Genomic DNA, 26,332 nt, shown 5'->3' on the forward strand with positions numbered 1-26,332 from the left:
TGTTTTTGATTGCTGCCGACATCAAAGGGCCTTCAGGCCCACTTTCCTTTTCGGGTGATTTAATTTTCATGAGTGAGTGATTTCAGGATACTGGCATTTTTACTGCTATGCCTCCGATAGTTTTTACTCGAAGGAAGTCACTAAAAACACATTGTATAAAAAATAATCACTACGTATGTACGCAGGTACGGCGTCATACTTTGGTAGAGTCGGACTGCTGATGATCGAGAAGCATGTGCATTAGTCGTACCTGCTCTTTTTTGCTAATAGATACAGCTATTTCAAACACATCCTCAGCAGTAACGTAGGCTCTTAAGTCTTCCGGTTTTCGCCCTTGACTGATTGCCTTAAGTTCTACGTAAGTATATGGAACGACCTCTGAGATCGCCTCTAACACATCATCGGATACATCGCTTAGAGCTTTCTCAAGACGGTCAATCGTGCCATGGGAAACATCAACAAGGTCAGCAAACTTTCTTAAACTAAGCCCTCTGGATTCGCGAGCAGATTTAACTATTTCGGCTAATTTATCCAGCCCCTCTTGGGAGTCCATAGTCATTGGCAGCTCTAGTCTTTGCATTGTCAAACACATATCACCTCACCCCGTAATCTCCATATAGACAGCTGTATAGTGTTGCTATACAGATGGAAATGTATTACTTTATAGACAGCTGTATATCAACGTTAGACAGTGAAAGATTCAGGCCGCAGGAAAGGGCCAAAAACAAAGCCAGTCCCGATTAGGTTTACCTTGCAACAGCTTGCTTTGATGCAAGGTGCTGCAAGCATAGAAGGGATACCCTTCGCTACTTGGGCGAGAAAAGTTCTCATGAATGAAGCTGCTCAAATCAACAAAACCGAACAAGGGCAGGAAGCCGCTTGATCAATACATCAACAGGAGTCAATACGTTCTATTTAGTTTTGTCTATCTTACACGGGAGGACCTATGAAAGCGTCCGCAACGACAACAGTGTACGCCACAAAGAACGGAACCCCGGTAGGGATGCCCACACTGGGGGGTTTGGGGGTGAGGGGGTGTCGATCCTTTTTCAAGAACATCGCCAACGGGTGGTGGGATTGCAAGGAGGCTACGGCTGATTGGTGGGATTTGTTGTCCACTGAGATGCCAGATACGCGTGAGGAGCGTGGCGAGTTTCGAGTGTTCATGATCAAACCCTTGTTTGATACGTTGGGCGCTCCTTTTGCTCAGCCTGACTACGAGACTCCCTGGGATGCCTTTTTGTACGCAGAGACTTACCGAAAGAATTTACTGATTGCGCTGGGAGGGAAGAGATGATGCGAGAAGCACTCCGCAAGATCCTTGCAGGTTGGCATGGATGCTTTATTGATTTTCAGTATTGGCTAGACCTGATTGGGGTGAGTGACTCTCAGGAGTTCCCTGATGGTTGGGTGACGGATTCAGCCGACTTCTTTAATTACTTGGGTGCGTGGCTAGAAGAGAAGCCGCATAGCCCTACGCCATGGGCAAGTAGCGTTTTGTTTTGTCAGTACGCTTCTATCCAGTGGGTTAAGGGTAATGGAGGTTTCATTTTGAAGGCTGCCCCGAGAAATGTGGAGATAGGAGCAGAACTATGAGCATTCTATTCAGCCCACCAACCACGACCAAATTCGCCTCACTCCACGACAGCACCAATTCCTTCGCTCTGTGGAGTGTTGGGGCTATCGAAGACGATGATCTCTACTGGGTAATCGCAAGCCCAGAGGGTAAGCCGCTGATCCAAGAAACCTATCAACGGTTGAGAGCTGTGGTTGCCTTCCAGAATATTGCGATCGCTCAGAGTGATACGGGGAGGGTGTCATGAGTGTTTACACCTTTAACCTGGATGGCCCCATCGTCCCCAAGGCCAGGGCTCGTACTACGGCCAATGGCACCTACCACCCACACCGGTACAACAATTGGAAGAAAGGCGCGATCGCGTCAATCTCCAATCAGTACCAGGGACAGCCCTTAGAGTACGCCGAAATCACGATCAGTCTCAGTGGCAAGCACAACCGCCAAGGTGATGCGGATAACGTGGCAGGCTCTGTCCTGGATGCGTTGGTGCAGGCCAAGGTCCTGGTGGACGACAACATGAAACGGGTGCCCAGTCTGGCGATCTGCCTGGACTGGCAGAAGAAGGCTGAGCCTAAGGCTGTGGTTGTTTTGAGTACGGGGAGGAAGGCGGCATGACTCACACTCACCCACCCACCGAATGCGATCGCTCGCTAAAGGAACAGGTGATTACAGACGGAGACATCGCCAACTCTGTCTCATGGTACGAGCAGAATTGGGCTCAAATTTCCGAAGCCTTGCCTGTGCCCATCGGGGGCACGACTTACAGCAAGCGCTGGCAAGAGATATTTGACTATCAGACGTTGCCTCAGTGGCGTGCAGGACAGCTGAAAGGCTTGGCCAAGGCCTATGTCTATTTGGCGTTGGGACGGTTGTGGCGGGGGCTTAGAGAAAGGGCCAGCCCGTAGCCGCAGAAGCGTTATTCCTTTTGTAAATCTTAGCGAGAAGTGTCAACCATGAAGCAAATAAGCCAAGGGTGGGAAAGAGTGTATTCAAGGTTTCAATACTGGAAGCTCTTGTTGGCAGGTGGAACCAATGCTCGACTCTACATGAATAGATTAGGGGCTCATTGGACATGCGAGACAGGAGAGCCGCCGTGGGGCCATTGCGCCAATATCACAGCCATGATTAAAGACGGTGACGCCACTGGCATGGCTTGGGTGAAATTCACCAATGTTACGAAGGGCGAGACCTATTTTGATCTCATCCCAACAGGCTTAAACATATAGCCGCAGAGCGTTATTCCGTGCATCTACCGATTGTTGTTTAGTAAGTAATTCCTGGAAATGAAACGAACAGAACAGACCGTGCCCCTGGAGGTGCGGGGGGATTGTGCGGGAAATTTTCCATCGTTAACAGCCATCATCGAATCCGCAGACAAGATTTACCAAATGTTCGGCAGTAGAGATCCTATCGATGTCGCGATCCGACAGGACGCCTACAAGTTATACGACATCTGTTTTGGGGTGCAGTCTGGGACAACCAAAAGAATTTATGGGCTTCGTAGAGCATCGGAGCGTGGGTGGCTATGACAAACACTGCTACCAAAGTGGTCGATTTTGGTATAGCTACCATCATCAAAGAAGTTCAGCGCTTACCCAAGGAGTGGGCGTTGATACCGGTCGGCGGCAAGAAAGCACCTCTTTATTCAGGATGGCAGCAGTCTGGTTTCAAGGCTGGAGATTTTGAAAAAGCAGCTACATCTAATGTTTTTGAGGGCGCTATCTGTAAGGCTGACAAGCCCGACGCATTTACACTTCCTTCTAAATGGGTAAGGGCGGCTGGAGTACTTTGTGGTGAACCATCGGGAGGTCTGCTGTTTTTGGATCACGATGGTCTAACAGCTGATGCAAAAATCCTAGAACTGTCTGGCTGCGAAACTATTCAGCAAGCTTTACCAAGGACGCCAGTCGTAAAAAGTGGAAGGCTGAACAGATACCAAGCTATCTACAAAATAGGTAAAGACTTCTGGTCTGGGATTGAAACCAAAAAGTTTGGGACCAAGTTTGAAACAAAAGTCGATGAAAACGGAGAAGAAAAGCAAGTACCTGTAGAGATGCTTGAACTCCGTTGGACTGGTGCCCAATCAGTAGTTGTCGGCACTCATCCAGAGACTAACGGTTATTACTGGCATTACCATCCTGAAGAGACACCCATTGCCGATGCTCCCATGTGGATCATCGAGGCAATGCTAACCGACGGGGGCTCAACAGACACCCCTCAAAATTGGCCAGACTTTGACAAATCTTTTTCTCTGCCTTGCGATCAGCGTCCCCCTCTGCTAGTCGCCTGTAGCAAAAAAACTCGCGATGCTATCGAGTCTCATAAATACAGCGAAGGGCGAAACGATACCGGTGCTGCGATCGCTCGTGACCTGCTGGGGACTGCCAAATATCTCGACTCTGTTGGGCAGCAATATGACGGTGACCCACGGGCGATCTTCTTTGGGTGGTGTGATGACGTTGGGTTAACTCAGGATCAACCAAAAGGGCAACCCAAAACCATTTGGAAAAGTGCTGAGAAAAACCGCCCGAGCCCGAGTCTTAACCCTGACATGATCGAGGGCTGCATCAAGGCATGGGCATGGAAGAATAAGCCGGTACAGGGAGAATTAAATCTCGCCTCAGCCCCTGTCACTGCTCCAGATAAGGTGTCAACACCTGAGCATAGTGAAGCGCCAGAAACGCCAGACTACGACGACGTTCTTGACGTTGTAGATCAGTTAGAAGAGTCAGAACCTGACGAGTCTAGGCTGCACTGGGAGTTGTCCAACTTTGCCTACGAACAAGGGTTAAAGGCTCGTGGGTTTAACGCTGATTACTTACTGAAGCAAGCCAGGGCTAGACGTGACCGGCTTGGGGTCCTAGAACTTGAAGACACTCACGACATCATGGAGGCTAACCCGGAACGCCGTTGGGTTGTTGGGGGGCTTCTCCCGGCTAATTCAGTGGCCATTATTGGCGCTCCGGGTGGTATCGGCAAAACCGTATTGCTGTACGACATCGCTAAGGCGATCGCAACGGGACACAGTTGGAGCGGACTACCAACAGTGCACGGGAAGGTCTTGATCGTTCAGGTGGACGAACCTAAAACAGATACGTCGGATAAGTTGCACGAGGCTTGTTTTGATGCTGTCCCCAAAGGGGCAATTACCTGGTGTCGTCGTTGGCGGTTTACCCAAACTCGGCAACTGTTTCAAATCATCAACAAACTGAAGCCCAATTTAGTCATTATTGACTCAATTACAGCTGCTCACGCAGGGACTGACACAGACATGATCAGCTCCAAAGCTGGAGATTGTGTCTACAAGCTCAGAGACTTCGCAGAAACAGCCGATTGGGGCGTCTCCTTCTGGTTGGTTCACCATGTCAACAAAGGGGCTGTGGTCGGGCTTAGAGACTCGTCTACGTTCAAGGATAATGCCTCGGAGATTCAACTATTAGCCAAACCCAAAGATGGGGATTGGCCTAAAGATTTTTACTGCCTCAATATCGAAAAGTCACGAGCTGGCCTGCAAGGTGAGTACATGATCGAGCGTGACACACTGAATTATGGCTGGAAATTCATGGGCCTTAAGGATGCGCCAGCTAGTGTTGAGACTATCAGCAACTATCTAGGGAAATACCCCAACAGGCGATTTTCGCCCAAAGAATTAGGGCAGGAGATCGGCATTGAGACGGATGCAGCAGGGACCTGTTTAGAGATTTTGAGACGTATGTGCTCCGTGAAGTCAGAGCGGAAAACATACATCGACAAAAAAGATGGCAAAATGCGGGCCTTCCGCTTGTACTACGCCAATCCTGACGCCAAGCAAATGGGAGGGATACCACCGCCAAAAGCAAAAGCGGTAGAACCCGAGCCGAAACCTCAGGAACTACCGCTTGAAGATAAAGATTTGGATTGGGCTGGTTAACGACTCACAGGAATAAACCCTCAAAAAACAACCCTCAAAGTAAGCCAAACCATCAAAAGAGGCAGCATGACAATACCTTCCCCAAATTATACACAAGTTCCAAATTTGATATTGGACAACATGCAGGATTTGTCTAAAGGCGAATTCAAGGTAGTAATGGCGATATGCCGCTACACCCTTGGCTTTCACAGAAAAGATCATGAGCTAAGCCTGCACTTTATTCAAAGCGCCACAGGACTGTCGGAGTCTACAGTCACCCGAAGTGTTCAATCGCTTTTGCAGCGAAACTGGATTAACAAGACTCCCTGCGTCAATAGCCAAAAACAAAACTCATTTAAATACCAAATCAAATTCGAAGGACTCAAACTGAGTACCCCTAAAACAGGGGATCCCCTAAAACAGGGGATCCCTCATCATGAGGGATCAGGTTCCCCTAAAACAGGGGATCAGGTTCCCCTAAAACAGGGGATAAGAAATAAAGATCTAAATAAAGAAGAAAAAAAAGAAGAATCCCCCTACCCCCTTACCGAAGAATCGGGCGGCTCTGTTGAGCCAGCCGCCCTCATCGGCAACCAATTGGATGAAACAGAAGTAGACACCCCTCCCCAAAGCCCCTCCCCTCAAAAGCCGGTTTTGCGCAGCGAGCGTTACATGCACCCAACGGCGGCTATGGAGGCGCGGTTCAATCGCGACCATTCCGGTGGCAAAACTTATCACCCTGATTACAGCAACATGGAGCAATGGGGCGTTCAATGGATTTGGGATGCCAGTAAGGGCGACAGGCTAAACGGCTGGAGCGATGAAGCGATCAAGGCAGCGATCGCGCAGCTCAAGCAAACAAATCAACCAGCCTTGCGAGGTGATGCGTGCCGATGGCTTGCTATCCGAGTTGCGGGGCAGCGATGGTCAGAATTGGACTTACTAAAGCCACAGACACCTAAGCCTCAGCAAAAGACCGCTACCGATTCGAGGAGCAAGGGGAATATCACCGAAGAGGTCGAACAGGGCTGCATGGCTGAGCTTGATTTAAGCCTTCCTCTGCATCAGTCGTTCCAAGAGTTCCTGGACTTAGCTCATAGCGCCAACGTGACTGTTAGCTACAAGGACATCAGCCGCTGGGCCATCCACTTCTGGGTAGGAGATCGGATGAGAGCCTCTCGCCAGACGTTCTGTCAGCAATCGAAACGTGATGACCTGCGGAGGCTTGAAAGAGATATTGCTGAAACGAGATCCAGGAGGGCTTCAGCATGAGTGAGCTAACTATCGGCGCTTCTGCCCTCAACTACCGCCTTAGCATGATCGATCGCATCGCCAAGCTTGGCACCAACAAAACCACGGGCGAAGTCGAAAAAATCAAGACTGCCAGCGGACAGGTGTGGAACGTAGCCGACCTCACCCCTCAAGGCGACATTATCGGACCACTCGACAAGGAAGCGCTAGATACCTGCCTGCTGATCGTTCGCGAGTGTTGCCTGAGTGATGTCCAGGGGGGTCAGCAAGCCGCTCAAGACCTTGAGCTACTAGGATGCCTCACTCAAGGACAAAAACAGCAGGTGTGGGGGCATCTGAGCGGCGAAGAGAAAACGCAATTGAGAGAACTGCGGGAGGGTATTGCAAGATGATGAATTTACAGTACTGGGACGTAATCCGCGAAGGAAGCAACGTTTGGGTCACCTATGAGGTTTGCCCTGGTTATGTTTACGACCCTTTAGTCAGCTGCTTGGTGGGTAACCCCAAAGAGTTAGACGGGCTTTGCTTTTCAGTAGCTAGCAAGACTTGGGGTAATCAAGCAATGGCGGATGAACTTAGAGCGATTGTCGAGTCGTTGAAGCAAGAAAAATTAACCCCAAGGATTGGGTAGGAGGAGATCATGGATAATTTCCCATCAGCTCAGCTCTCAGTCTTCGACCCGCCGACGGCGGCGCAACCTGACCCCTTAACGAACACCTTGTCAGATCCGCTGAAACCTTTTGCTGGAAAGGATTTAAGACTGTTAACGAACGATGCTCAGGCAGTAAAAAGAGCCTCTACCCTGCCAAAGCCCGAACCTGTTCAAGCGGAATATTCACCCGGTGACCTCGTTGTCCCCAAGGCTCGGGAGGGTCATCCCGTACCGCTGTTTCCCGATCAGGTGTGCGAGGTTGTGAGCTTTGGCCACGATGAACAACGGGAGCCACAGGGACGATTGCCCGATAGAGGGTTTTTGGGAGTTCGGGGGGCAAAGGATGGCGGGGAGGTATGACCAGTTGAGTTTGTTGGAGGCAGCGTAATGAACCCCATCGAGAAGCAAAACATAGAAAACTTTCGGGCCCGGCTCGAAGCCCGGTGGGAACCCCGCCCATGGCATGCGCGCCTGAGATCCCTACTGGTCAGAGCTTGGCGCTTCGTGGTGTGGTGGCGGGCAAAACTGCATCTGGAGCGGTGTTGGGAGATGGCAGCAGCTAGGAGGGTGGAGCGGTGACATCAGCAAAAGAGATATTTCAAAGGCGAGCTAAAGAATTTTATGCAAAAAAATACGGGGCTAGCGATAAAACTCCACCTCCACTCTCCGTGAAAGTGGCAAAGACTTTGCCTTTACAACAGCCCGCTTGACCAGGGTGTCAAGAATTACCCGTAATTCATGCGGTTCTAGTTCTTCCCAAAATTCAGGGTCTGCCGCTACTATTTCATACATTTCGACATCTTCTCTAGTAACAGTTTCTTCAGCGTCCTGTCTAAGTTGAGACAACTGACTCTGTTTGATCCGTATCACTTCACTCAGTAGCGGGTCTTCCATTGACTGAAGTTTTTCGATTTCATTTCCCAGTTTGATTATTTTGGGATCTTCCTCTGTATTTGGTTCGGAAAGTTCCTGTGCGACGCTTATAGCGTGATCGCACACCTGTCTAATTACTTCTTTATAAAAGTCAGCTTCTTTGATTGAGTTTTTATACTCACACGTTCTTTTGATAGCTGAGTCTAGATTCCCTCGGCAGACCAAGTAAGAGTACCGTCGCCCTTTGGTGATTACGCTGCTCCCGTTATGCTTGCCCCCGCATAGCCCGCAAATTATTTTCCCTGCCAGTGGCCTGCGCTGATGCTGTACGTCGTTGACCGGGTTAGGGACTGACGATATGTGTTCAATGGTGGCCTTAACTGCTCGCCACCGGTCAGGGTCCATGATCGCTTCGTGCTCGCCCTCCCGCACTAATTCATTAGGAAGCCCTGGAAAATCAACCAGATAGCCGCGCAATGTTGGGCACTTGATCCACCGCTTCAGTCCATTGGCACTGGCAGGAAAGTTTTTAGCTACTCCTTTCCTATCAGGGTGATGCTCACCATATCGTTTTGCCATCTCCCGGCAAGTTGCCCGGTAGCCTCCGAGTTCAATTAGAGTATCGATCACCTCAATGGCTACTTCCCTGTAAGTTTTGCCATTGCCTCCAGGGAACAAATCCTCGTTGACAATCAATTTTTGCCCTGCATCTTTGGTGTACCCAAACCGAGGATTGACAATACGGTTTTGACTGCGCCGAAATGCATGTCCCTTAGTGCTGTGCTCCCTGGCTTGGTCGCGTTGGTACTGCGCGAAGGTGGCGTCTAAGTTTGCCTGAAGGTTGCCAGCAGCACTAACCAAATCGCGAGGGGATAGACCCTTATCGAGTTCGATTAGCTCGCATCCATTTAATAGGATGGCATCTCTAATCCGAGCCCAAACCCCAATGTCACGATGGAGCCTGGAGTGGTACGGGATTACAAAAAAACGTTTATCGGGCTCCTTTAATCGAGCGAGCGCTTTTTGTAGGTCTTCCCGCTCGTATTTGCCCCCAGATTCCGCATCAAAATATATATCGACTGGATTAATCCCTACGGATTCTAGCCGCTCAAGGTATCGCTCGGGACCATGACCCTCCTCTTCTTGGCGCTGGGTGGAAACCCGGTAATATCCGATAGCTTGGCCTGGATTAAATTCGTTCGTCGTCACTCAACCTTGCTCAGCTCACCACAAAGCAAGGTAGCATCAAGTTAGTGCATTGCGAACTTACCGCAGGCTGCGATCGCAACTAAACCACCGATCAATACAGAACCCAAATATTGTCTGGCTAACACCATCGCTTTTGCTTTACGTGAAAGTACTCATCCTATCAAGTAAGCCATGGCCCATTCTCCGCAATACACAGGAATGTTCACTTATAAAATCGCACCTGGACGTATCCTTAACCCTACGGATGCATTTGTGATTTTGAGAGCCCTATCATCAAAAAGTCTTAAAGGATTTTAAAGAAAATCTCTAAATTTTATGGATAACAACCTCACCCATGCTCTGCAACAGATGATTTTTTCCTATGGTTGGCGGGCAGTTCTCGCAGAATTAGCTCAGCTCTCCATTGACCAAGGTCAGCATACTAATGCTGATTTGTTGTTGCAGGTCTCCTATGATGGTCCTAAACATCCATTGGTGCGTTAAATCCGCCATCGGTAAGTTGTGCTGACCTAATGTTAACCATGTTAAAAAAGTTATGTTTGGCAGGAGAACTACTGGGCCTAGTATTGTTATTCAACTTGTTGCTAGTTCCAGCTATCCAGGCAGCACCCTTATGCCGAACGGTGGATAATCACCAGGTTTGTGTTCTAAAAATCACCCGGAGTGCTAAATATTACTGGGAGTACCGAGCTGTGGTGCAGGTAGACGATACCCGTCGTCCCATGGGTCGGTATAACTGCCATACCCATGAATATATCCGCCGTGATGGTCAGCCCGTAGCCGATGATATTGCGACCCAAGTCATCTGTGCTTTTTTCAAGTCCTAGGGGTTTGACTGTGGTCACCTGATGCAATCACCCCCTAAGTTAGGGATGACCAAGATAGACATTACTTACTACATATTTATTGATTTGTGGCATAACGAATTAAACAATGAGGCATTTATCTTCAATGCTCAAAGGAACTCCATTGACACCTTTCAATTCATCTGAGAACGCAACCACGCCATAGTAGAATCAAAACAATTTGTTAAGCAGCTCTAACAAATATTAAGCAGAGCTGCCCTCCCCGTTGCAGGGGGGTTGGTCCGGCGCATGGCAGCCGTTTCCGGTTGTAGTGTGCTTTTTAGTGGCGTTGTAAATGGCTGCTGAGGACTGCTAACCAAAAACGTCCCAGCACCACCTGGGCGGTAGTTTGCAACGACGATTGTCAATTCAGAGCGTGGAAAATTTTATGACCGCAACACTTGATAGGTTATCAACCGATCGGCTTTCTGATGGGCCGTTGGCTAATGTAACGCTGAGAGATGTGATCAACACCATACCGAAGGAGTGCTTTAAGAAAAATTCTCGCAAGGCATGGCAACAGGTGGGTCTAAGCGTTGTAATGACGATTTTAGGGTATATTGCGATCGCCCTATCACCTTGGTTTTTGCTCCCTTTTGCCTGGTTCTTTGCAGGTACAGCTCTAACGGGTTGGTTTGTCATCGGGCATGACTGCGGTCATCGGTCCTTTGCCAAACGTCGTTGGGTTAATGACATCGTTGGTTACATCTCCTTTGCTCCCCTAATCTATCCCTTCCACCCCTGGCGACTACTCCACGACCATCACCATCGCCATACCAATAAGCAAGATGTCGATAACGCTTGGCATCCCTGGACTATCGATACCTATACATCAGAAAGCAAGTTCATGCAGACGGCTTACTGGCTAATGCGTGGACGTCTTTGGTGGCTGGCTTCCATTATTCACTGGGCCGGCATTCACTTTAATCTAAATAACTTTGCTGAGCGGGATAAGCGTAAGGCTCAAGTATCCATTGCGGTCGTTGTTATATTTGCAGCTATTGTTTTCCCCACAATGATTGCCACCTTAGGTGTTTGGGGTTGGGTCAAGTTCTGGTTGATGCCCTGGATAGGCTATCACTTCTGGATGAGCACCTTTACGCTGGTACACCATACAGCGCCTGATATCCAGTTTTATCCTGAGGAAACCTGGAATGAAGTGGAATCTCAATTGGCCGGTACGGTTCACTGCGACTACCCTAAATGGATCGAATTGTTATGCCACGATATCAGCGTCCATGTGCCCCACCATATTTCTACAGGTATCCCAGCCTATAACCTGCGTATGGCTCACCAAAGCTTGAAGGATGCTTGGGGAGACCGGGTGCATATTCGTGAGGAAAAGTTCACCTGGAAATTTATGCGCAGCATCATTGACCATTGCCATCTCTATCACGCTGAAAAGGCCTATGTACCGTTCAAAGCCGTTCGTCGGTAATAGCCCAAGCTATTAAGTTCCAAGCGTCGATAGCCTTAAATAAGGCCCTGGAATATGCCGGGGCCTTTTTGCTGAACGGGCATCGACCAGCATTTCGTATTAAAGGTAACAAAATAAAGAAAAATGCCTAAACAAATGACATTTAAAAATTAATTTTGTCTATCAATGTGGCCCAGTTTAATCGTATTAATAGATAGCAAAATTATTAGGGTTTTATATTTACTCCAATTTCTTTGAGGGATTTTTCAATTTTTGATAAATCCATCTCTGACACACTTTCTGTCAAAGCACTGATTTGAGCGGACATTGTCAATGATGCGGCCACCTGAAGTCGCTCACCCACTGTCATCTTTTCGCCAAAATTACCAAGTAGCCACTCATCAAAACGACGGAAGGCAATAGTGGTATCGTAAAAAGCTGTATCGGTTACGCTGGGCATTGTCACGCTCTCTTGGGTGTTTACCGAGGCCATAGTTCTCAGGGTAAAATGCTCTTAGGATGAGCATTCCAGTGGCGGGTCAGATTACCTAGCCCTTGAGGATTTTACATAAGTCAATACTTAGCGTGCAAACGCTGCATAGTGCCAAACGTCTAATCCTCATATGAATAATACCCTGGGTCACAAGGTCCTTCAGGCTAATTTCAATCTCCCTATTACCCAAGCAACCGATGCGCCTAAACAGGTACCTCGGGCATTAATGAATGACGGTGACGCCTAATTTGCATCAAACATCCAATTATTTTAACTAGGAAACTGCCAGGTGACATTTACCGGCGACTGGGGAACATTCTAGTCAGTGCACTTCCCTAAGTTCCCATGAGTCAGCAGGTTCTACAGAGGCCTACGCCCTCTGATTATAAGCGTCTGTTTCGCGTCGCTGTTTTAACTTCCACAGCGGCTGGAATGCTTGAGCGGCAGCGTGCACGACTGCGCGAGCGGGTCGAAATTTTAGGGGTGGAAATTGATAATATCTCTCAGCGTCAGTTTTTAGCAGAGCTCACAAGAGGCGTGATTTTCACACCGAATGTGGATCATCTGATGAAGCTCCAGGACGATGCTGAATTTCAGGAAGCCTATCGCCAAGCAGATTACAAGGTATGCGATAGTCAAATTTTGATGTATGCATCTAAGTTGTTGGGCAAACCCTTAAAGGAAAAGATATCAGGGTCTGACTTACTCCCTTTGTTTTGCGATTATCACCGCAACAACCCAGGCATCACAATTTTCTTCTTGGGAGGTGCCAAAGGTGTTGCCAAACAAGCCCAAGTGAATATTAATGCCAGGTTTGGACGAGACATGGTGATTGCAGCCCACTCACCTTCTTTCGGTTTTGAAAAAGATGAGGCTGAATGCCAGTCAATCATTGACATTATTAACGCCTCAGAAGCTACGGTTTTAGCTGTGGGGGTGGGCGCGCCTAAACAAGAACTATGGATCGCAAAATATCGTAGCCATATGCCCAAGGTAAAAATCTTTATGGCGGTCGGGGCCGCCTTAGATTTTGAAGCAGGCAACAAACCCAGAGCACCGCAATTGTGGAGCAGTTTAGGCATTGAGTGGCTATATCGACTAATGTCTGAGCCTAAACGCTTGTGGAAACGCTATTTACTAGATGATTTACCGTTTTTTAAGTTATTGCTTAAACAGAAGCTTAAACAGGTTACGAAGGGAAAGGAGTAGGGGAGTGTTACTGGTTATTGGTTATTAGTTAGCTGTCGACATGGCATTGTGTCTGCGGAGTCACCAATAGCCATCAACCAGTAGCCAATAACCAATAACCAATAACCTCAGAATCTAACCTCCACCCCTTCCAATTACCGAATATTCTCCCCCTTAGAGAACAGCTTAAAGTAGAGCGACTGCATTATTTCCTTAATCGGAAACATGACATAGGTAATCGGGTTGATCGTGACGATAATGTTCCGAATATCTCGCTTAGCTAAAGCAACAATTGCGCCTGCAACCCAGTCAGCCGACATCACACCCACGGGGTTTAACTGGCTCTTAAATGGCCCCAGCACAAGTTTACGAATCACACAGGGTGAATCTTGACGGCGCAGGGTGATTAGATCTCCTAGCAGACGTTTTGATGTTTCGTATAGCGGGCTGAAAGCAGGATTTACCTCAGCTTCAGAGGTATTGATCCACAGCTCTTTCGTGGCAGGACCTAAGCGATTGTCCACAGTTTCTAAAAATACCTCCATCAATCGCCAGGCAGAGAGCGCGTTCACGTCAAGGGACTTGGCGATCGCATCTGCCGACCGCTCACCGTGCACATTGACCCCATGGTTAATTACCAGAATATTTACTCGGCTTAAGGCCTCCTTAAGTTCGTTCTCATGGCCTGAACGCCAGGGAATGACCTTAACAGCCCCTTCAATAACAGCATCCGCCGCTCGGCTGATGGCAATGGGCTTTGCCCCCTGGGCAGCCAGACGTTTAATCAGGGCACGTCCCAGGGTGCCAGAGGCCCCAGTCACAGCGACAGTTTTGCCCTTGAGAGACAGTGCCGTACCCATAAGCTTGTCCGATAGGGTGAAATAGCCTGAATAGTAGGCAGTAGTTTCATCAAAGTGATGCCGCCAGTGATACGCACGGTTAACAAACCATACCCGAGGTGGCGCATTGAACGGACCTGGCTTGTGGGTCAGGTCCGTGCTACGAAGAAACCCTTGCGATCTCAACAGCGCTGCGATCAAAAAAACAGCACCATAGAAAAATCCTAACCAAAATCCCCATATGGGAGTGAAAAGCGCCAACAACGCCATCACCGCCATCATCACCAGCGCCTCAGGCACATCGTTATAAAGCTGAGCCTTACGGTACAGCTCATCGCTCACAACAGAATAGTCCTTACGATAAACCTTGTGATGCCAATTATGGAGTTGAATAAATGGTTGCCAAAAATGGCCTACCACATGGTAGGTATCTCGCACCATCTCTACGAGCAATAAAGACAATAAGCACCATAAGCCTTGGAGCAGCCAGCCTGCTTCAAAGCTGATAACAACATCCCCCACAGAATTAAACCTCTACAGTGACACCGCGCCAGAAAGCAACATAACCTTTGATATTGTTAGCCGCTTCCTTAGGGTCTGCGTAGTACCAAGCAGCATCTTTGTTTTGTTGGCCATCCACGTCAAGGGTGTAATAGTTCGCCACCCCTTTCCAACCACAGGTTGTAGTCTTAGTGCTCGGCTTAAAATAGTCCATATTCAAGGTCTCAGGTGGGAAATATTGATTCCCATCAACCACCTCACAGTTGTCACTCTCGGCTAGCACAGCCCCATTCCAAGTTGCCTTGGGCATGACTCTTGTCCCTTCAGTGTTGCGAATTGTTTCGTATCTGATGGTAAATCTTAATCGAACTAGATGGAAGGGGAGTGGCAGGGAGAATAGGCCGTGGGGCACGGGCAATGGGCAGTCAATAACTTGCCCTGAGCCGGTTAGGGGAAATTTTAACTACTTGGTTTTGAGTGACTGAATTACCTATACTGGTCGCAACGGATTGAAGGTCAGCAGCTCAAAACTTAAAATTCACAACTTAAAGCTCTTCATCCGCTATTTCCTTTTCTCCTCCTGAGCTTTGCGCTTGATTCGCCATTGTTGTTCTAGATACTGAATAATTTTGCTGGCAATATCGATATCTGTTGCCCGCTCAATGCCCTCTAGTCCGGGGGAAGAGTTAACCTCAATGACAACAGGTCCTTGGCTAGACCGCAACAGGTCCACACCCGCCACTTTAAGCCCCATGGCCATGGCAGCCCTAACGGCAGTATCTCGCTCTTGGTTGCTGAGTTTGACACGGCGTACGCTGCCACCCCGATGAATATTAGAGCGAAATTCACCGGGCGCTCCCTGGCGTTTCATGGATGCCACGACTTGATTATTGATAACAAAGCATCGCAGGTCCTGGCCTTTGGCTTCCTTGATATATTCTTGGACCAAAATATTGGCATCCAAACCGCGAAACGCCTCAATTACAGACTTTGCCGCCTGGTATGTTTCTGCTAAAACAACACCGATTCCCTGGGTACCCTCCAGCAGTTTAATCACGAGCGGGGCTCCCCCCACCAGCTCAATGACTCCCTCTGTATCTTTAGTGGAATGGGCAAATCCGGTGACCGGTAATCCCACCCCTTCCTTAGAAAGCAATTGCAAACAGCGTAGTTTGTCACGGGAGCGCGCAATGGCATCAGAGCCGTTGGCACTGAGCACCCCCATCATCTCAAACTGGCGCACAACAGCGGTGCCATAGAACGTGTAGCTAGCACCAATACGTGGAATCACCGCATCAATATCGGTCAGCGGTTTGCCTTGATAAATTAACCGAGGACTATCAGCTGTTATTTCTATGTAGCAACGCATATGGTCGATGATTTTCATCATGTGACCACGTTTGTTGCCTGCTTCCAATAGCCGGCGGGTGGAGTACAAGGACGCATCACGGGACAGCACACCGATTTTCATAGGAAGCGCAAACTGAGTAAAGGCACCGAAAAACCTATTTAACCTATGATTCCATAGAGTGAGGTTGGAGAGGGCAATTGGCGATGGAGAATGGGGAAAAGTTCTTAGTTTTGAATGCTGAGGTCTACATACCTCCTTCTACATTGGCTCTTCACTCTTTGATAGCCTCCGACTGCTCTGCAAAAACGAATGACCAGGGTGGACTAAGAAGCGATCGCGAATGGCCTGACGCCCCAGCAACATACGAAATCCCATCACATCTCGATTGGCAAGGGTAAGCTCAATGGGCCAGGTGGCACCGCCAAGAGATACAGCGGTGAGCACCACAGGGCGTTTTTCTGTGTGGCCACCGGAATCCGTTACCGTCCGTTGGCAAAGGAGTTTTGCCTCGGCTTGCACCAGCTGCCGATCATCATGCTGAACCGGAGCAATTTGGAATCGCACTTTTTGGATGCCACCGGCATCAAACTGTTCAATGTTGATGGCATGGATCGACGAGGAACGAGCCCCTGTGTCTACTTTTGCCTTAACACTGGTGATCCCAAATTCAGGTAGCCTCACCCACTCACGCCACCCAATCAGTGGCAGCTGTTGGGACTCCATCTATTCCCTATGCTCCGATTGCGTACAACACCTTGCTCACTCTATGACAGGTGGTGCACGAGACAGCCATCACAGGGGTAGCAAATCCTGCTCATATTCAACGATGAAGACGTTGGAGTAAAGGTTAGCAATAATTTGCTTACCCTCTTGAGTTAGAGCTAGATAGCGTAGACTGTCATGGATATAAGGGTGAACAACTCCCCAGTAAAACTTAGGATAGTTACGGCGCAGATCGTGGGGAGTTTCATATTTCAACTCCTTATTTTGACCCGTTTCGGCAAACTCATAGAATAGGGCACTGATCTTTTTGAGGTAACGGGGATCACTCAGCTGACCAATTAAATCTGCTGCTCGAATTAACCCTGGATAGTTAATTGTGTCTTGATGGTCCTCTTCTTTAGGTACTGGAAAGCGAGTGAGTTCAATACTATGTTGAATCCGTTTAGCATCAATCCGCTCATTGTTACCAAAACGTTCTGCGACAAATAGCTTGCCACGGTCAACGTGATAGGGTGTCAACGCCGCATCAGTGGCACCGGGAGTAAGTTTAATCATATCGCCATGGCCCGTGGCATACAGGTGTTCATGGTCAAGGTCGTCACGACAGACACCTTTGACATAGCCAATGTCATGGCAAACCAGGGAAATGATGAAGTGCAGCCAATCTTCAGCGGTGACACCTCCTTCGCGAGTATGTTTACCCCTGAGGATTTCTTGACCCACCAGTGTGACTAAAATAGTATGCTCGACATTGTGGTACAGGGCATCGCTATTGGCAATATTTTCAAGGGCCATGCTGCCAGCCCAAGCAATAATTTCTTCGTAGTCATGGTGCAGCCCACCGTAGGTGCGTCGATAGCCAAGACGTAGTTTTTCAACAAAATCAGCGATTAGAATCTCGGTGACATTGAACATGGTAAGGGCTGCTTTTATGGGAGGAAATAAGGGCACTGCGTTTAAAGCTGAGCTAACGCTAACACACCGTAGGGCTACCCTTATATAGCCAAAGGTACTGTAACGGAATGTATGCGCAGCGCAGGTTGCATATGGTTTACTGACAAAAATTTAAAATTAGATATTGACAGCCTCTCCCAGCCTGATCCCACTGCTATATCCGAGGTCTTCTCTACAAAAGAACTCCAGGGTGTGGGCAGGGATTGTCTGGCTGCGATCGCAAGTGCGCATTTTTTCAATATGCACTGACTAAGCTACACAGCACGCCATGACACTGACTGGCATATCGCGGATAGATACCTGATGCCGACATGGGCGGCAGTATAGTTAGAAATTTTGCCCCATGCCTGACGTTAGGGTGCCAAATAAAACTGTCACTGGCTGTGATCAAAGTCATGCAAGGATACGCCATAATGGCAACAGGTTTACATTTGTTAAAGATTTCTACTGTTGCTGATCTAGGGGATACATAGCTCTGTCTGCATTGCCCCGGATCGTTATTTTTCAGATTCAAGCCTCCCAGGCTCAGCAACGTCAGATTTCTTATACAGGCATCCGATAAACAGGGGCCCTGTTTACAGGGGGTCCTGTAAACAGGGTTGTCCTTTAGTTGTACTGGTATTTTCTAGGCTGTGACGTATCGAAATTTTCAAGACGACCCTCAACTCAAAGAATCTACCAATGGTCAGTATGCGAATGGTGCTGCTTTGATTAATGCTTCACCCAAGCAGCGCTCTGCCCTGGTGGGGATACGGGGTTTAGGACTGGGACTACTGCTGGGGATTGGGGTTTCCTTTGTGGGAGGGAGACTGCTATCACGGCCAGCATCTGAGCCAGCAGAAATTCCAGCCGCAGCCACTACGGTGGATCCATCTGGCGCTACCAGTGTGACTGCACAACGGCTGCAATCGGCCAATATTCAACAGTCTTTAGCAGCTACGGGAACCGTGCAAGCATTTGACTTACTACAGATTTCTCCCCAAGTCAGTGGCTTGCAGATTCGTGATGTGCGAGTGCGCGCAGGCGATCAAGTGAGTACAGGACAGGTGTTAGCCGTTCTGGATGATTCAGTACTGCAAACTCAGATTGCTCAAGCTCAGGCCAACTATGCCCAGGCAGAAGCACAGGTGGTGCAAGAGCGGGCAGAGCAGGCCCAAGCAGAAGCAACGGCTGCCGAAGCTCAGGAAAACTTTAACCGCTACCAGACCCTCTACGAACAAGGGGGCATTAGTTCACAAGAGTTAAACAGCCGCCGCACTGAAGCCATTACGGCTCGCGAAGCCGTCGGTGTGGCCAAAGCCGCAGTCCAAAGTGCCCAAGCCACCGTAAACAGTCGCGGTGCCGAGATTAGCCGCCTAGAGACCCAGTTAGGCCAAACCGTCGTCACAGCCCCGGCGGCTGGTCAAATTGCTGAGCGACAGGCCACGGTTGGGGATACCTCATCCACGGGCACCGCTCTATTCACCATGGTTCAAGACGGTTTATTGGAATTAGTGGTGGATCTACCTCAACGGCAGCTGTCTAATATTCAGGTCGGCACTCCGGTGATGGTGACCGCCTCAACCAACAACCAAATTAAGATATCGGGGTCTGTGCGTTCTATTGAACCTTTAATCGATCAACAAACTCGCCAGGCAGCGGTCAATGTCAGTCTGTCGGCCAATAGCGAATTACGCACAGGGATGTTTCTACAGGCCGAATTCATGACGGGTCAACGCACCGGCATGGTGCTGCCAGCGACGGCGATACTGCCCCAGGCAGACGACACCTTTAAGGTCTTTACGGTGGATGAATCAGGAGCGGCAGAGCTGGTCACCGTCACCGTTGGAGCGCGACTCCCGGCAACCGCCAATCAGCCGGAACGACTGGAAATTTTATCGGGGCTAGATCAGGGTACTCAAGTGATTGTGGAGGGGGCAAGCTATTTGCAACCAGGCGATCCGGTATCTGTTGTGTCATCGCCCTTTACAGACCCATCAACTCAAACCACCCCAGCGGAATAATCGGAGACTAACCCATGAATTGGAATATTTCTGAGTGGTCGATTCGTCGACCGGTGCCGACGCTGGTGTTGTTTTTGGTGCTGACTTTATCAGGCTGGCTGTCGTTTACCCAGTTAGGCATTGATGCCAACCCGAATATTGATATTCCGGCAGTCATTGTGTCGGTGAATCAGCTGGGAGCCGGTCCAGAAGAGATGGAAACCCAGATCACCAAAACGGTGGAGGATGCGGTTTCTGGCCTTGGCAATATCGACAATGTGCGCTCGACGGTAACCGATGGTAATTCCACCACGGTGATCAGTTTTGACCTGGGAGTGGATACGGAACAGGCCACCAACGATGTGCGAGATGCCGTCACCCGAGTGCGGGCTGAACTGCCTCAAGATGCTCAGGAACCCCAGGTACGACGTCTCAAATTTGAAGGCGGACCGATGCTGACGTATACGGTCAGTTCTGGAACACGATCGGTGGAGGATTTGAGTGACCTGGTGGATCGCACCATTGCGACGGAGTTGCTGTCGGTAAAAGGTGTAGCCCAGGTACGCCGGTTTGGTGGGGTGGATCGCGAGATTATCGTCGATCTCAATCCCAATGAGCTAGACGCTCTCGGTATCACTGCTACCCAGGTCAACAATCAGATCCGTAATTCCAATATCAACCTGCCCGGTGGTCGCAGCGACATTTTGGGCCAGGAACAGGGCATTCGCACACTGGGTAGTGCACCCACGGTGGAACGTCTACAGAATCTGGGTATTCTCCTACCCGATGGCAATACGGTGCCTTTAAATACCTTGGGAGCCGTTGAGGATGACTTTGGTGAAAAACGGCAATCGGCTTATTTAGACAATCAGCCGGTGGTGTCGTTTTCTGTATTTCGCAGCAATGGCAGTCTGTTAGTAACGGTGGAAGATGGGGTGCAAGATGCGATCGCAACCCTTACCGAAACCCTCGACGACGTCGAATTTGACCTGATCTACACCCGTGCCACCGACGTTCGCGATTCCTATAAAGCCTCCATTGATGCCCTCATTATTGGCTCCCTACTCGCAGTTATTGTTGTTAGCGTTTTCCTACGCAACTGGCGCACCACATTAATTACCGCCACCGCCCTACCTCTTTCGATTATCCCCACCTTTATTGTTCTGCAATCCCTGGGCTATACCCTCAACAGCATGACCCTGCTGGCCCTCACCCTGGCGGTCGGCAACCTGGTGGACGACGCCATTGTAGAAATCGAAAACGTAGAACGGCACATCGACATGGGTAAACGTCCCATGCGGGCGGCCATGGATTCTACGGCTGAGGTGGGGTTAGCGGTGGTGACCACCACGGCCACCATTGTGGCCGTATTTTTGCCCGTGGCCTTTATGGGTGGGGTGCCCGGTCAGTTTTTCCAGCCCTTTGGCGTCACCGTAGCCGTCTCCACCATGTTTTCTACCCTGGTGGCCCGTCTGATGACCCCCATGATGGCGGCCTATTTACTCAAACCAAAACCAGTGCAAGAAAAGTCTCCCGGTCAAGCCGATGGCTACCGAGCTGGAGATATCTACGTACCCAAGGGGCTACTGCCCTACTTTCGACTGGTGCGGGGAGCACTGCGCCATCGAATTTTAACGGTAGGCTTAGCCATTGGCTTTTTCATTGCCAGCCTGATGTTGTCGCGGTTTATTCCCACCAGTTTGTTTGCCGCCGGTGACACGGGTTTATCTAGCCTGGCCATCGATCTACCGCCGGGCAGTACCCTGGCCAAAACAGAGCTGGTTACCCAGTACGTGAGTGATCGGCTTAAAGCAAATCCCGCCGTAGATAGCGTATACATTTCCCAAGAGCCCGCCGAAGCCTCAGCCGTAGCTCGACTAAAACCCAAACAAGAACGCCTATCGCGAGGCCAGTTTGAAAACGATATGCGCCAGGTGCTACGACAGATTCCCGGTGCCCGCATTAGTTTTGAAAACCAGGGTGGCGCGGGTGGTAGCGGTAAAGCCCTGGAGGTGACTTTGCGCAGTGACAATCCTGCAGCTCTCAAGGCCACGTCCGATGCCCTCACCCAGGAAATGCGCCAGATTTCTGGGTTGGTGGAGGTGAGTTCCAGTGCCAACCTGGTACAGCCCGAGATTTTGATTCGCCCTGATGTGCAACGGGCAGCTGACTTGGGTGTAACAGTCAGAGACATTGCCAGTACTGCCTCCCTGGCCACACTGGGTGATGCCGAATCTGACCTGGCGGAATTTGATGTGGGCGACCGCCAGATTCCTATTCGGGTACGGCTAGCCTCAGAGTTTCGCAATAACCTATCCACATTAGAAAACCTCAAGGTTCTCAATAACCAGGGACAGCTGGTTCCTCTGATTGCCGTTGCCGACATCGAGTTTGGCAGTGGCCCAGCCCAGATTGATCGATTAGACCGCTCCCGGCAGGTCACCATTGGTGCCAACTTAGACGGCATCACCCTGGGTCAAGGGTTACAGCAAGTTTATGCCCTTCCCTCCTTTGTCAATCTCCCCGCAGGGGTTTCTCAACAACCCTCCGGCGATGCCGAAATCATGCGAGAAGTCTTTAGCCGGTTTGGTATTGCCCTGGCGACGGCGATTGTCATGATCTACGCAGTACTGGTCTTGCTGTACAACAGCTTTATCTATCCCTTTGCGGTGATGGTCGCTCTGCCCTTGTGTATTGGTGGGGCACTATTGGGACTGATGATTGCCCAGAAACCCTTGGGGCTGTTTGCCTTGATCGGCATCGTTCTGTTAATGGGTCTGGTGACCAAAAACTCAATTCTGCTGGTGGACTATGCCCTGATGGCCCGAGAAAAAGGAATTGCCCTCCGGCAGTCGGTGATTGAAGCGGGTCTGACACGACTCCGCCCAATTTTGATGACCTCTATTTCCACCATGGCAGGCATGGTACCCATTGCCATGGAGTGGGGTGCTGGCGGTGAAACCCGTAGCCCCATGGCCATTGCCGTTATTGGTGGTTTCTCGACAGCCACCCTACTCACCCTGGTGGTGGTGCCGGTATGTTTCACCTTTATCGCTCAGTTTAATGAAGGTATTGGCTCTCTGCTAAGGCGGCTAACGGGGCTGGGTCGAGAGGAAGATAGTGATGAGAAACCAGAGGCGATCGCAACTGGTGTGAAATAGTTCTCGCAACACCATCAACAACGACAAACAGTGAACCAGGGATCTGGTTCACTGTTTTTTAATAGCAACCGACACAATCACCCTCTGAATATGAAACGGTGATCTCTCCTGAAACAATTGAGACAGCATTTAAGAATGGACACATGAAGATGTAAAAAGATGCAAATCCCTGATTTTCAGATGTGCAAACTCAACAAAGATATTGTTCTTCTATATCAATCTCGCATGTTAATCCATAGGATTTCCTGACATTTTTTCAAAACCCATTACGAACGCCAAAGGCTTCTTGCACAGGTTGTTGCAAAAAGTAATAGATATAGAAGCCACTAAAGGCCACAGCTGCCAAACTGATGGGGTTGACCATCAGTAGGCCCCCTAAATTGCCAAAAATACCCAGGGCCTGCAGCATTAGATTTAAGTACCAGGCCCATGACTGTAGCGCCCATAGGCCAATTGCGATCGCAGCGTTCGCCAATGCCAGCACTAGAAATATTCCCCCCATCACTTTAGGAAACGTTTCTATGACCTCTGGAGGCAGTTGCTCTAATAGCCCCGACATCTCAGGCTCTAGACGCATCTGCTCTAGAATTATTTTGCTTAGAAAAAAGGCAGCAATCCCCATCAGACCTAGCAATATGGCCTGTAAACCATCAATAATGGCCAAAATTGTCACACCTACGGGTCGTTTCATAACTCTGGGACAGCATCTGTAGTTTCACGGTATAGCAATTAAGGACGATTGGGGGCAAGTATGACTCGCTATAATCATGGCGACTTATTTTCTTAGAAACTCCCTATGCAGTTTGCTCCCGTCATTGCCAAGGATCTATCGGTTCGACCCGCTCAAGTGGAGGCAGCGTTAGAACTACTGGAAACGGGGGCAACGGTACCGTTTATAGCCCGCTATCGTAAGGAAAAGACGGGGGAACTGGATGAACGGCAACTGCGGCAGATCGAAGAGCAGTTTGCCTATCTGACGGAGCTAACGAACCGCAAGCAAACGGTGTTGGAGTCGATTGAAGGCCAGGGCAAGCTGACGGATGAATTACGCGATCGCATCCAGCGTTGTACCAGCAAAACTGAGCTAGAGGACCTTTACCTGCCCTATCGGCCTAAACGTCGTACCCGTGCCACCATAGCCCGTGAAAAAGGTCTAGAACCGCTAGCCCAGCAGATTGCTCAACTCAATAAAACTGGCGAAGCCGTGAAATCGCTGGAAGATCTGGCGGCTAACTTTATCACGGACGATGTGCCCGATGCAGCAACAGCGTTGCAGGGGGCGTCAGATATTTTGGCAGAGGGCGTTGCAGAGCAATCGGATCTGCGGGCCTATGTGCGGCAGACGCTGCTAAAAACGGGGGTATTTAGCTCGAAAATTAAGCCGGACTATCCCGAGGGCAGCACTAAGTATGAGATGTATCGCAAGTATGAATGTGCGATCGCAAAGCTTGCTCCCCACAATTTGCTGGCCCTGCTGCGGGGTGACAAAGAAGGCATCCTTAAGGTTCATCTCACCGGTGATGAAGACCAAATTCTTGACCATTTAGAGACCAGTCAGATCCGCACTAAGCAGGCCAATGTGCGACAGTTTTATCAAACTCTGATTAAAGATGCCTTCTCTCGGTTGATGAAAAACTCTCTCACCAATGAGGTGATTGCAGAGAAGAAAACCTGGGCCGATGGCGAATCGATTGATACGTTTGCGGTGAATATCAAAAACCTGTTGTTGGCAGCCCCAGCAGGGATGAAGCCAACGTTGGGAGTGGACCCTGGCTTTCGCACCGGCTGTAAGGTGGCAGCGATTGATGGAACTGGGAAGTTTCTGGAGTATAAGGCGATCTTTCCCCATACGGGTAAACAGGAGAGTGCGGCAAAGATTCTCTCAGAGATGATCTCTCGTCACAATATTCAGCTGATTGCCATTGGCAATGGTACTGCTAGCCGAGAGACCGATGCATTTGTTGCGGAGGTGATTAAAGGTGTAGATCCAAAGCCGATTAAGGTGATGGTGAATGAGTCGGGGGCATCAATTTATTCAGCCAGTGAGGTTGCGATCGCAGAGTTCCCCGATCTTGATATCACCGTGCGCGGTGCCATTAGCATTGCTCGACGACTGCAGGACCCGCTGGCGGAACTGGTAAAAATTGAGCCCAAGTCCATTGGTGTCGGGCAGTATCAGCATGATGTGGATCAGAAGCAGCTAAAGCAAAAGCTAGATGCCACCGTGGAAAGCTGTGTGAACTATGTGGGTGTGGATTTGAATATTGCTTCCCGCGAATTACTCACCTATGTATCGGGGGTTAGTTCGGCCATTGCCAATAATATTGTTGCCTATCGCAATGAAAATGGGGCGTTTAACAATCGGCGACAGTTGTTAAAGGTGGCAAAGTTAGGGCCGAAGGCCTATGAGCAGTGTGCGGGCTTTTTACGCATTCGGGATGGAAAGAATCCGTTGGATAACACGGCAGTGCACCCAGAGAGTTATGACATTGCTACAACAATTTTGAAGGATAAAGGAGTGGATGGGAAAAAGGGTTTGAGTGATTTGAACCTGGAGAATCTGGAGCTGCAACGGTATGTGACGGATGCAGTTGGTTTGCCCACATTGCGGGACATTGTGGAAGAGTTGGAGAAGCCAGGGCGGGACCCGCGAGCGGAGTTTACCTATGCGAGCTTCCAGGAGGGAGTGAATGAGATTTCAGACCTGAAGGAAGGCATGGTATTGGAAGGGGTGATTACCAACGTGGCAAACTTCGGAGCGTTTGTGGATATTGGCGTGCATCAGGATGGGCTGGTGCATATTTCGCAGTTGGTGAATCGATTTGTTAAGGACCCGAAAGAGGTTGTACAAGTGGGTCAGGTGGTGAAGGTGAAGGTAATGGAGATTAATAAGGAGTTAAAGCGGATTGGGTTGAGTATGAAGGCGGTGGATGGTGGCGTTGGGAAGGCTGCACCGAGACCGAGCAAGAAGCAGGCGGTGGAGAAAGCTGCGCCGAAGTCGGCTAGCTTGGCGGACTTGCAGGCGAAGTTTAGTCGGCCAAAACGACGGAAGTAAGCATTATCTGATGGGGCTCTTCTGTCTACTACGATATCCAATTTGCCAGACAGTGTCTGGCAAATTGAGTTGATCCCATTACACTGAGCTATTGATGATTTCTTTGGTATTTGGCTATTCCAATAGTTGCCGAAGAGCCTACCATTCTGGAAACCAAGTCCATGAAGTTTCAGCCCGCTCTAACTGAACAACAATTCGTTCTGTAAAGGTTTGGATGGATGTTTGGGGATTAGGCAGCCAGTTATCTAAACTTGGCTTCATAGCACAAAACAAATCTTTGCCAGAGAAATAAATCAGAAAATAATTGTACCGATGTCCAGATGGAGTGAATTCAGGTAATAGATCATCAAATTTCTGTAGAACATTGTCCGAG

29 protein-coding genes are annotated in these 26,332 nt (G+C 49.4%); 19 read left to right on the forward strand and 10 right to left on the reverse strand.

Features of this window, described 5'->3' with window-relative positions:
• Window positions 1-193: 193 nt before the first annotated feature.
• Window positions 194-559, reverse strand: a complete 366-nt coding sequence (locus tag QGP82_RS14790; RefSeq protein WP_499059941.1) for a helix-turn-helix domain-containing protein — start codon at window positions 557-559, stop codon at window positions 194-196.
• Between the two features lie 387 nt (window positions 560-946).
• Between QGP82_RS14790 and QGP82_RS14795 the strand changes: the two genes are divergently transcribed.
• From QGP82_RS14795 to QGP82_RS14850, 12 genes are all read left to right on the forward strand, one after another.
• Complete coding sequence (locus QGP82_RS14795) at window positions 947-1,297, forward strand: hypothetical protein (protein WP_499059943.1); 351 nt, start codon at window positions 947-949, stop codon at window positions 1,295-1,297.
• Window positions 1,294-1,596 (forward strand): hypothetical protein, encoded by a 303-nt coding sequence (locus tag QGP82_RS14800; protein WP_499059945.1) that lies wholly within the window; start codon window positions 1,294-1,296, stop codon window positions 1,594-1,596. The genes QGP82_RS14795 and QGP82_RS14800 overlap by 4 nt, the downstream gene beginning before the upstream one ends.
• Window positions 1,593-1,823 (forward strand): hypothetical protein, encoded by a 231-nt coding sequence (locus tag QGP82_RS14805; RefSeq protein WP_499059947.1) that lies wholly within the window; start codon window positions 1,593-1,595, stop codon window positions 1,821-1,823. The genes QGP82_RS14800 and QGP82_RS14805 overlap by 4 nt, the downstream gene beginning before the upstream one ends.
• Entirely contained in the window at window positions 1,820-2,191 is a 372-nt protein-coding gene (locus QGP82_RS14810; RefSeq protein ID WP_499059948.1) for a RusA family crossover junction endodeoxyribonuclease, read from the forward strand. The genes QGP82_RS14805 and QGP82_RS14810 overlap by 4 nt, the downstream gene beginning before the upstream one ends.
• On the forward strand, window positions 2,188-2,481 hold the full coding sequence (locus tag QGP82_RS14815) for a hypothetical protein (protein WP_163665392.1): 294 nt from the start codon (window positions 2,188-2,190) through the stop codon (window positions 2,479-2,481). Before QGP82_RS14810 ends, QGP82_RS14815 begins: the two co-directional genes overlap by 4 nt.
• A gap of 48 nt (window positions 2,482-2,529) precedes the next feature.
• Complete coding sequence (locus QGP82_RS14820) at window positions 2,530-2,802, forward strand: hypothetical protein (protein WP_499059950.1); 273 nt, start codon at window positions 2,530-2,532, stop codon at window positions 2,800-2,802.
• A 57-nt stretch (window positions 2,803-2,859) separates the two neighbouring features.
• Window positions 2,860-3,105 carry a hypothetical protein gene (locus tag QGP82_RS14825; RefSeq protein ID WP_499059952.1) on the forward strand — a complete coding sequence of 82 codons (246 nt, stop codon included), beginning with the start codon at window positions 2,860-2,862 and terminating at the stop codon, window positions 3,103-3,105.
• Window positions 3,102-5,486: an AAA family ATPase gene (locus QGP82_RS14830; RefSeq protein ID WP_499059953.1), complete on the forward strand. Its 2,385-nt coding sequence runs from the start codon at window positions 3,102-3,104 to the stop codon at window positions 5,484-5,486. Before QGP82_RS14825 ends, QGP82_RS14830 begins: the two co-directional genes overlap by 4 nt.
• Window positions 5,487-5,552: 66 nt before the next feature.
• Window positions 5,553-6,737, forward strand: coding sequence for a replication protein (locus QGP82_RS14835; protein ID WP_499059955.1), 1,185 nt, complete (start codon window positions 5,553-5,555; stop codon window positions 6,735-6,737).
• Window positions 6,734-7,108 carry a hypothetical protein gene (locus QGP82_RS14840; protein ID WP_499059957.1) on the forward strand — a complete coding sequence of 125 codons (375 nt, stop codon included), beginning with the start codon at window positions 6,734-6,736 and terminating at the stop codon, window positions 7,106-7,108. Before QGP82_RS14835 ends, QGP82_RS14840 begins: the two co-directional genes overlap by 4 nt.
• On the forward strand, window positions 7,105-7,347 hold the full coding sequence (locus QGP82_RS14845; RefSeq protein WP_499059959.1) for a hypothetical protein: 243 nt from the start codon (window positions 7,105-7,107) through the stop codon (window positions 7,345-7,347). Before QGP82_RS14840 ends, QGP82_RS14845 begins: the two co-directional genes overlap by 4 nt.
• A 9-nt stretch (window positions 7,348-7,356) precedes the next feature.
• Window positions 7,357-7,728 carry a hypothetical protein gene (locus tag QGP82_RS14850; RefSeq protein WP_499059961.1) on the forward strand — a complete coding sequence of 124 codons (372 nt, stop codon included), beginning with the start codon at window positions 7,357-7,359 and terminating at the stop codon, window positions 7,726-7,728.
• A gap of 279 nt (window positions 7,729-8,007) precedes the next feature.
• On the opposite strand, the gene QGP82_RS14855 is transcribed toward QGP82_RS14850, so the two are convergent.
• Window positions 8,008-9,450, reverse strand: a complete 1,443-nt coding sequence (locus QGP82_RS14855; RefSeq protein WP_499059963.1) for a recombinase family protein — start codon at window positions 9,448-9,450, stop codon at window positions 8,008-8,010.
• A 315-nt stretch (window positions 9,451-9,765) separates the two neighbouring features.
• Between QGP82_RS14855 and QGP82_RS14860 the strand changes: the two genes are divergently transcribed.
• From QGP82_RS14860 to QGP82_RS14870, 3 genes are all read left to right on the forward strand, one after another.
• On the forward strand, window positions 9,766-9,933 hold the full coding sequence (locus QGP82_RS14860) for a hypothetical protein (RefSeq protein ID WP_163670752.1): 168 nt from the start codon (window positions 9,766-9,768) through the stop codon (window positions 9,931-9,933).
• A 38-nt stretch (window positions 9,934-9,971) separates the two neighbouring features.
• On the forward strand, window positions 9,972-10,277 hold the full coding sequence (locus QGP82_RS14865) for a hypothetical protein (protein WP_163670754.1): 306 nt from the start codon (window positions 9,972-9,974) through the stop codon (window positions 10,275-10,277).
• A 406-nt stretch (window positions 10,278-10,683) separates the two neighbouring features.
• Window positions 10,684-11,733 carry a fatty acid desaturase gene (locus QGP82_RS14870; RefSeq protein WP_163670756.1) on the forward strand — a complete coding sequence of 350 codons (1,050 nt, stop codon included), beginning with the start codon at window positions 10,684-10,686 and terminating at the stop codon, window positions 11,731-11,733.
• Window positions 11,734-11,938: 205 nt separating this feature from the next.
• On the opposite strand, the gene QGP82_RS14875 is transcribed toward QGP82_RS14870, so the two are convergent.
• The gene (locus tag QGP82_RS14875; protein WP_006519751.1) at window positions 11,939-12,205 is read right to left on the reverse strand and encodes a hypothetical protein; all 267 of its coding nucleotides are present in this window, start codon (window positions 12,203-12,205) and stop codon (window positions 11,939-11,941) included.
• 345 nt (window positions 12,206-12,550) lie between these two features.
• On the opposite strand from QGP82_RS14875, the gene QGP82_RS14880 reads away from it, so the two are divergent.
• Window positions 12,551-13,414 carry a WecB/TagA/CpsF family glycosyltransferase gene (locus QGP82_RS14880; RefSeq protein WP_163670758.1) on the forward strand — a complete coding sequence of 288 codons (864 nt, stop codon included), beginning with the start codon at window positions 12,551-12,553 and terminating at the stop codon, window positions 13,412-13,414.
• Window positions 13,415-13,548: 134 nt separating this feature from the next.
• Here QGP82_RS14880 and QGP82_RS14885 read toward each other — a convergent pair whose 3' ends face one another.
• From QGP82_RS14885 to QGP82_RS14905, 5 genes are all read right to left on the reverse strand, one after another.
• Window positions 13,549-14,754 (reverse strand): bifunctional sterol desaturase/short chain dehydrogenase, encoded by a 1,206-nt coding sequence (locus QGP82_RS14885; RefSeq protein WP_163670759.1) that lies wholly within the window; start codon window positions 14,752-14,754, stop codon window positions 13,549-13,551.
• 4 nt (window positions 14,755-14,758) lie between these two features.
• Complete coding sequence (locus QGP82_RS14890) at window positions 14,759-15,043, reverse strand: DUF427 domain-containing protein (protein ID WP_163670761.1); 285 nt, start codon at window positions 15,041-15,043, stop codon at window positions 14,759-14,761.
• 252 nt (window positions 15,044-15,295) lie between these two features.
• Window positions 15,296-16,204, reverse strand: a complete 909-nt coding sequence (gene rimK / locus QGP82_RS14895; protein WP_499059968.1) for a 30S ribosomal protein S6--L-glutamate ligase — start codon at window positions 16,202-16,204, stop codon at window positions 15,296-15,298.
• Window positions 16,205-16,342: 138 nt separating this feature from the next.
• Entirely contained in the window at window positions 16,343-16,807 is a 465-nt protein-coding gene (locus tag QGP82_RS14900) for an ATP-dependent zinc protease family protein (RefSeq protein ID WP_499059970.1), read from the reverse strand.
• A 69-nt stretch (window positions 16,808-16,876) separates the two neighbouring features.
• Window positions 16,877-17,722, reverse strand: coding sequence for an Npun_R2479 family HD domain-containing metalloprotein (locus tag QGP82_RS14905; RefSeq protein WP_006519745.1), 846 nt, complete (start codon window positions 17,720-17,722; stop codon window positions 16,877-16,879).
• A gap of 671 nt (window positions 17,723-18,393) precedes the next feature.
• Between QGP82_RS14905 and QGP82_RS14910 the strand changes: the two genes are divergently transcribed.
• Window positions 18,394-19,764 carry an efflux RND transporter periplasmic adaptor subunit gene (locus QGP82_RS14910; protein ID WP_499059974.1) on the forward strand — a complete coding sequence of 457 codons (1,371 nt, stop codon included), beginning with the start codon at window positions 18,394-18,396 and terminating at the stop codon, window positions 19,762-19,764.
• A gap of 14 nt (window positions 19,765-19,778) precedes the next feature.
• A complete protein-coding gene (locus QGP82_RS14915) occupies window positions 19,779-22,904 on the forward strand; it encodes an efflux RND transporter permease subunit (protein WP_499059977.1) in 3,126 nt (1,041 codons plus the stop codon).
• 256 nt (window positions 22,905-23,160) lie between these two features.
• On the opposite strand, the gene QGP82_RS14920 is transcribed toward QGP82_RS14915, so the two are convergent.
• Window positions 23,161-23,595 (reverse strand): hypothetical protein, encoded by a 435-nt coding sequence (locus QGP82_RS14920; protein ID WP_499059979.1) that lies wholly within the window; start codon window positions 23,593-23,595, stop codon window positions 23,161-23,163.
• Between the two features lie 105 nt (window positions 23,596-23,700).
• Between QGP82_RS14920 and QGP82_RS14925 the strand changes: the two genes are divergently transcribed.
• Window positions 23,701-25,959 (forward strand): Tex family protein, encoded by a 2,259-nt coding sequence (locus QGP82_RS14925; RefSeq protein ID WP_499059981.1) that lies wholly within the window; start codon window positions 23,701-23,703, stop codon window positions 25,957-25,959.
• 138 nt (window positions 25,960-26,097) lie between these two features.
• On the opposite strand, the gene QGP82_RS14930 is transcribed toward QGP82_RS14925, so the two are convergent.
• On the reverse strand, window positions 26,098-26,220 hold the full coding sequence (locus QGP82_RS14930) for a hypothetical protein (protein WP_499059983.1): 123 nt from the start codon (window positions 26,218-26,220) through the stop codon (window positions 26,098-26,100).
• Window positions 26,221-26,332 lie beyond the last annotated feature (112 nt).

The organism is Leptothoe sp. LEGE 181152, assembly GCF_032906605.1.
In the GTDB taxonomy this organism is placed as follows: domain Bacteria; phylum Cyanobacteriota; class Cyanobacteriia; order Phormidesmidales; family Phormidesmidaceae; genus Leptothoe; species Leptothoe turfae.

Bases quoted from the DNA above. Each gene is read 5' to 3' on its own strand.
- QGP82_RS14790 (WP_499059941.1), bottom strand. From the start codon at position 559: ATGACTATGGACTCCCAAGAGGGGCTGGATAAATTAGCCGAAATAGTT.
- QGP82_RS14795 (WP_499059943.1), top strand. From the start codon at position 947: ATGAAAGCGTCCGCAACGACAACAGTGTACGCCACAAAGAACGGAACC.
- QGP82_RS14800 (WP_499059945.1), top strand. From the start codon at position 1,294: ATGATGCGAGAAGCACTCCGCAAGATCCTTGCAGGTTGGCATGGATGC.
- QGP82_RS14805 (WP_499059947.1), top strand. From the start codon at position 1,593: ATGAGCATTCTATTCAGCCCACCAACCACGACCAAATTCGCCTCACTC.
- QGP82_RS14810 (WP_499059948.1), top strand. From the start codon at position 1,820: ATGAGTGTTTACACCTTTAACCTGGATGGCCCCATCGTCCCCAAGGCC.
- QGP82_RS14815 (WP_163665392.1), top strand. From the start codon at position 2,188: ATGACTCACACTCACCCACCCACCGAATGCGATCGCTCGCTAAAGGAA.
- QGP82_RS14820 (WP_499059950.1), top strand. From the start codon at position 2,530: ATGAAGCAAATAAGCCAAGGGTGGGAAAGAGTGTATTCAAGGTTTCAA.
- QGP82_RS14825 (WP_499059952.1), top strand. From the start codon at position 2,860: ATGAAACGAACAGAACAGACCGTGCCCCTGGAGGTGCGGGGGGATTGT.
- QGP82_RS14830 (WP_499059953.1), top strand. From the start codon at position 3,102: ATGACAAACACTGCTACCAAAGTGGTCGATTTTGGTATAGCTACCATC.
- QGP82_RS14835 (WP_499059955.1), top strand. From the start codon at position 5,553: ATGACAATACCTTCCCCAAATTATACACAAGTTCCAAATTTGATATTG.
- QGP82_RS14840 (WP_499059957.1), top strand. From the start codon at position 6,734: ATGAGTGAGCTAACTATCGGCGCTTCTGCCCTCAACTACCGCCTTAGC.
- QGP82_RS14845 (WP_499059959.1), top strand. From the start codon at position 7,105: ATGATGAATTTACAGTACTGGGACGTAATCCGCGAAGGAAGCAACGTT.
- QGP82_RS14850 (WP_499059961.1), top strand. From the start codon at position 7,357: ATGGATAATTTCCCATCAGCTCAGCTCTCAGTCTTCGACCCGCCGACG.
- QGP82_RS14860 (WP_163670752.1), top strand. From the start codon at position 9,766: ATGGATAACAACCTCACCCATGCTCTGCAACAGATGATTTTTTCCTAT.
- QGP82_RS14865 (WP_163670754.1), top strand. From the start codon at position 9,972: ATGTTAAAAAAGTTATGTTTGGCAGGAGAACTACTGGGCCTAGTATTG.
- QGP82_RS14870 (WP_163670756.1), top strand. From the start codon at position 10,684: ATGACCGCAACACTTGATAGGTTATCAACCGATCGGCTTTCTGATGGG.
- QGP82_RS14875 (WP_006519751.1), bottom strand. From the start codon at position 12,205: ATGGCCTCGGTAAACACCCAAGAGAGCGTGACAATGCCCAGCGTAACC.
- QGP82_RS14880 (WP_163670758.1), top strand. From the start codon at position 12,551: ATGAGTCAGCAGGTTCTACAGAGGCCTACGCCCTCTGATTATAAGCGT.
- QGP82_RS14890 (WP_163670761.1), bottom strand. From the start codon at position 15,043: ATGCCCAAGGCAACTTGGAATGGGGCTGTGCTAGCCGAGAGTGACAAC.
- rimK (WP_499059968.1), bottom strand. From the start codon at position 16,204: ATGAAAATCGGTGTGCTGTCCCGTGATGCGTCCTTGTACTCCACCCGC.
- QGP82_RS14900 (WP_499059970.1), bottom strand. From the start codon at position 16,807: ATGGAGTCCCAACAGCTGCCACTGATTGGGTGGCGTGAGTGGGTGAGG.
- QGP82_RS14905 (WP_006519745.1), bottom strand. From the start codon at position 17,722: ATGTTCAATGTCACCGAGATTCTAATCGCTGATTTTGTTGAAAAACTA.
- QGP82_RS14915 (WP_499059977.1), top strand. From the start codon at position 19,779: ATGAATTGGAATATTTCTGAGTGGTCGATTCGTCGACCGGTGCCGACG.
- QGP82_RS14920 (WP_499059979.1), bottom strand. From the start codon at position 23,595: ATGAAACGACCCGTAGGTGTGACAATTTTGGCCATTATTGATGGTTTA.
- QGP82_RS14925 (WP_499059981.1), top strand. From the start codon at position 23,701: ATGCAGTTTGCTCCCGTCATTGCCAAGGATCTATCGGTTCGACCCGCT.
- QGP82_RS14930 (WP_499059983.1), bottom strand. From the start codon at position 26,220: ATGAAGCCAAGTTTAGATAACTGGCTGCCTAATCCCCAAACATCCATC.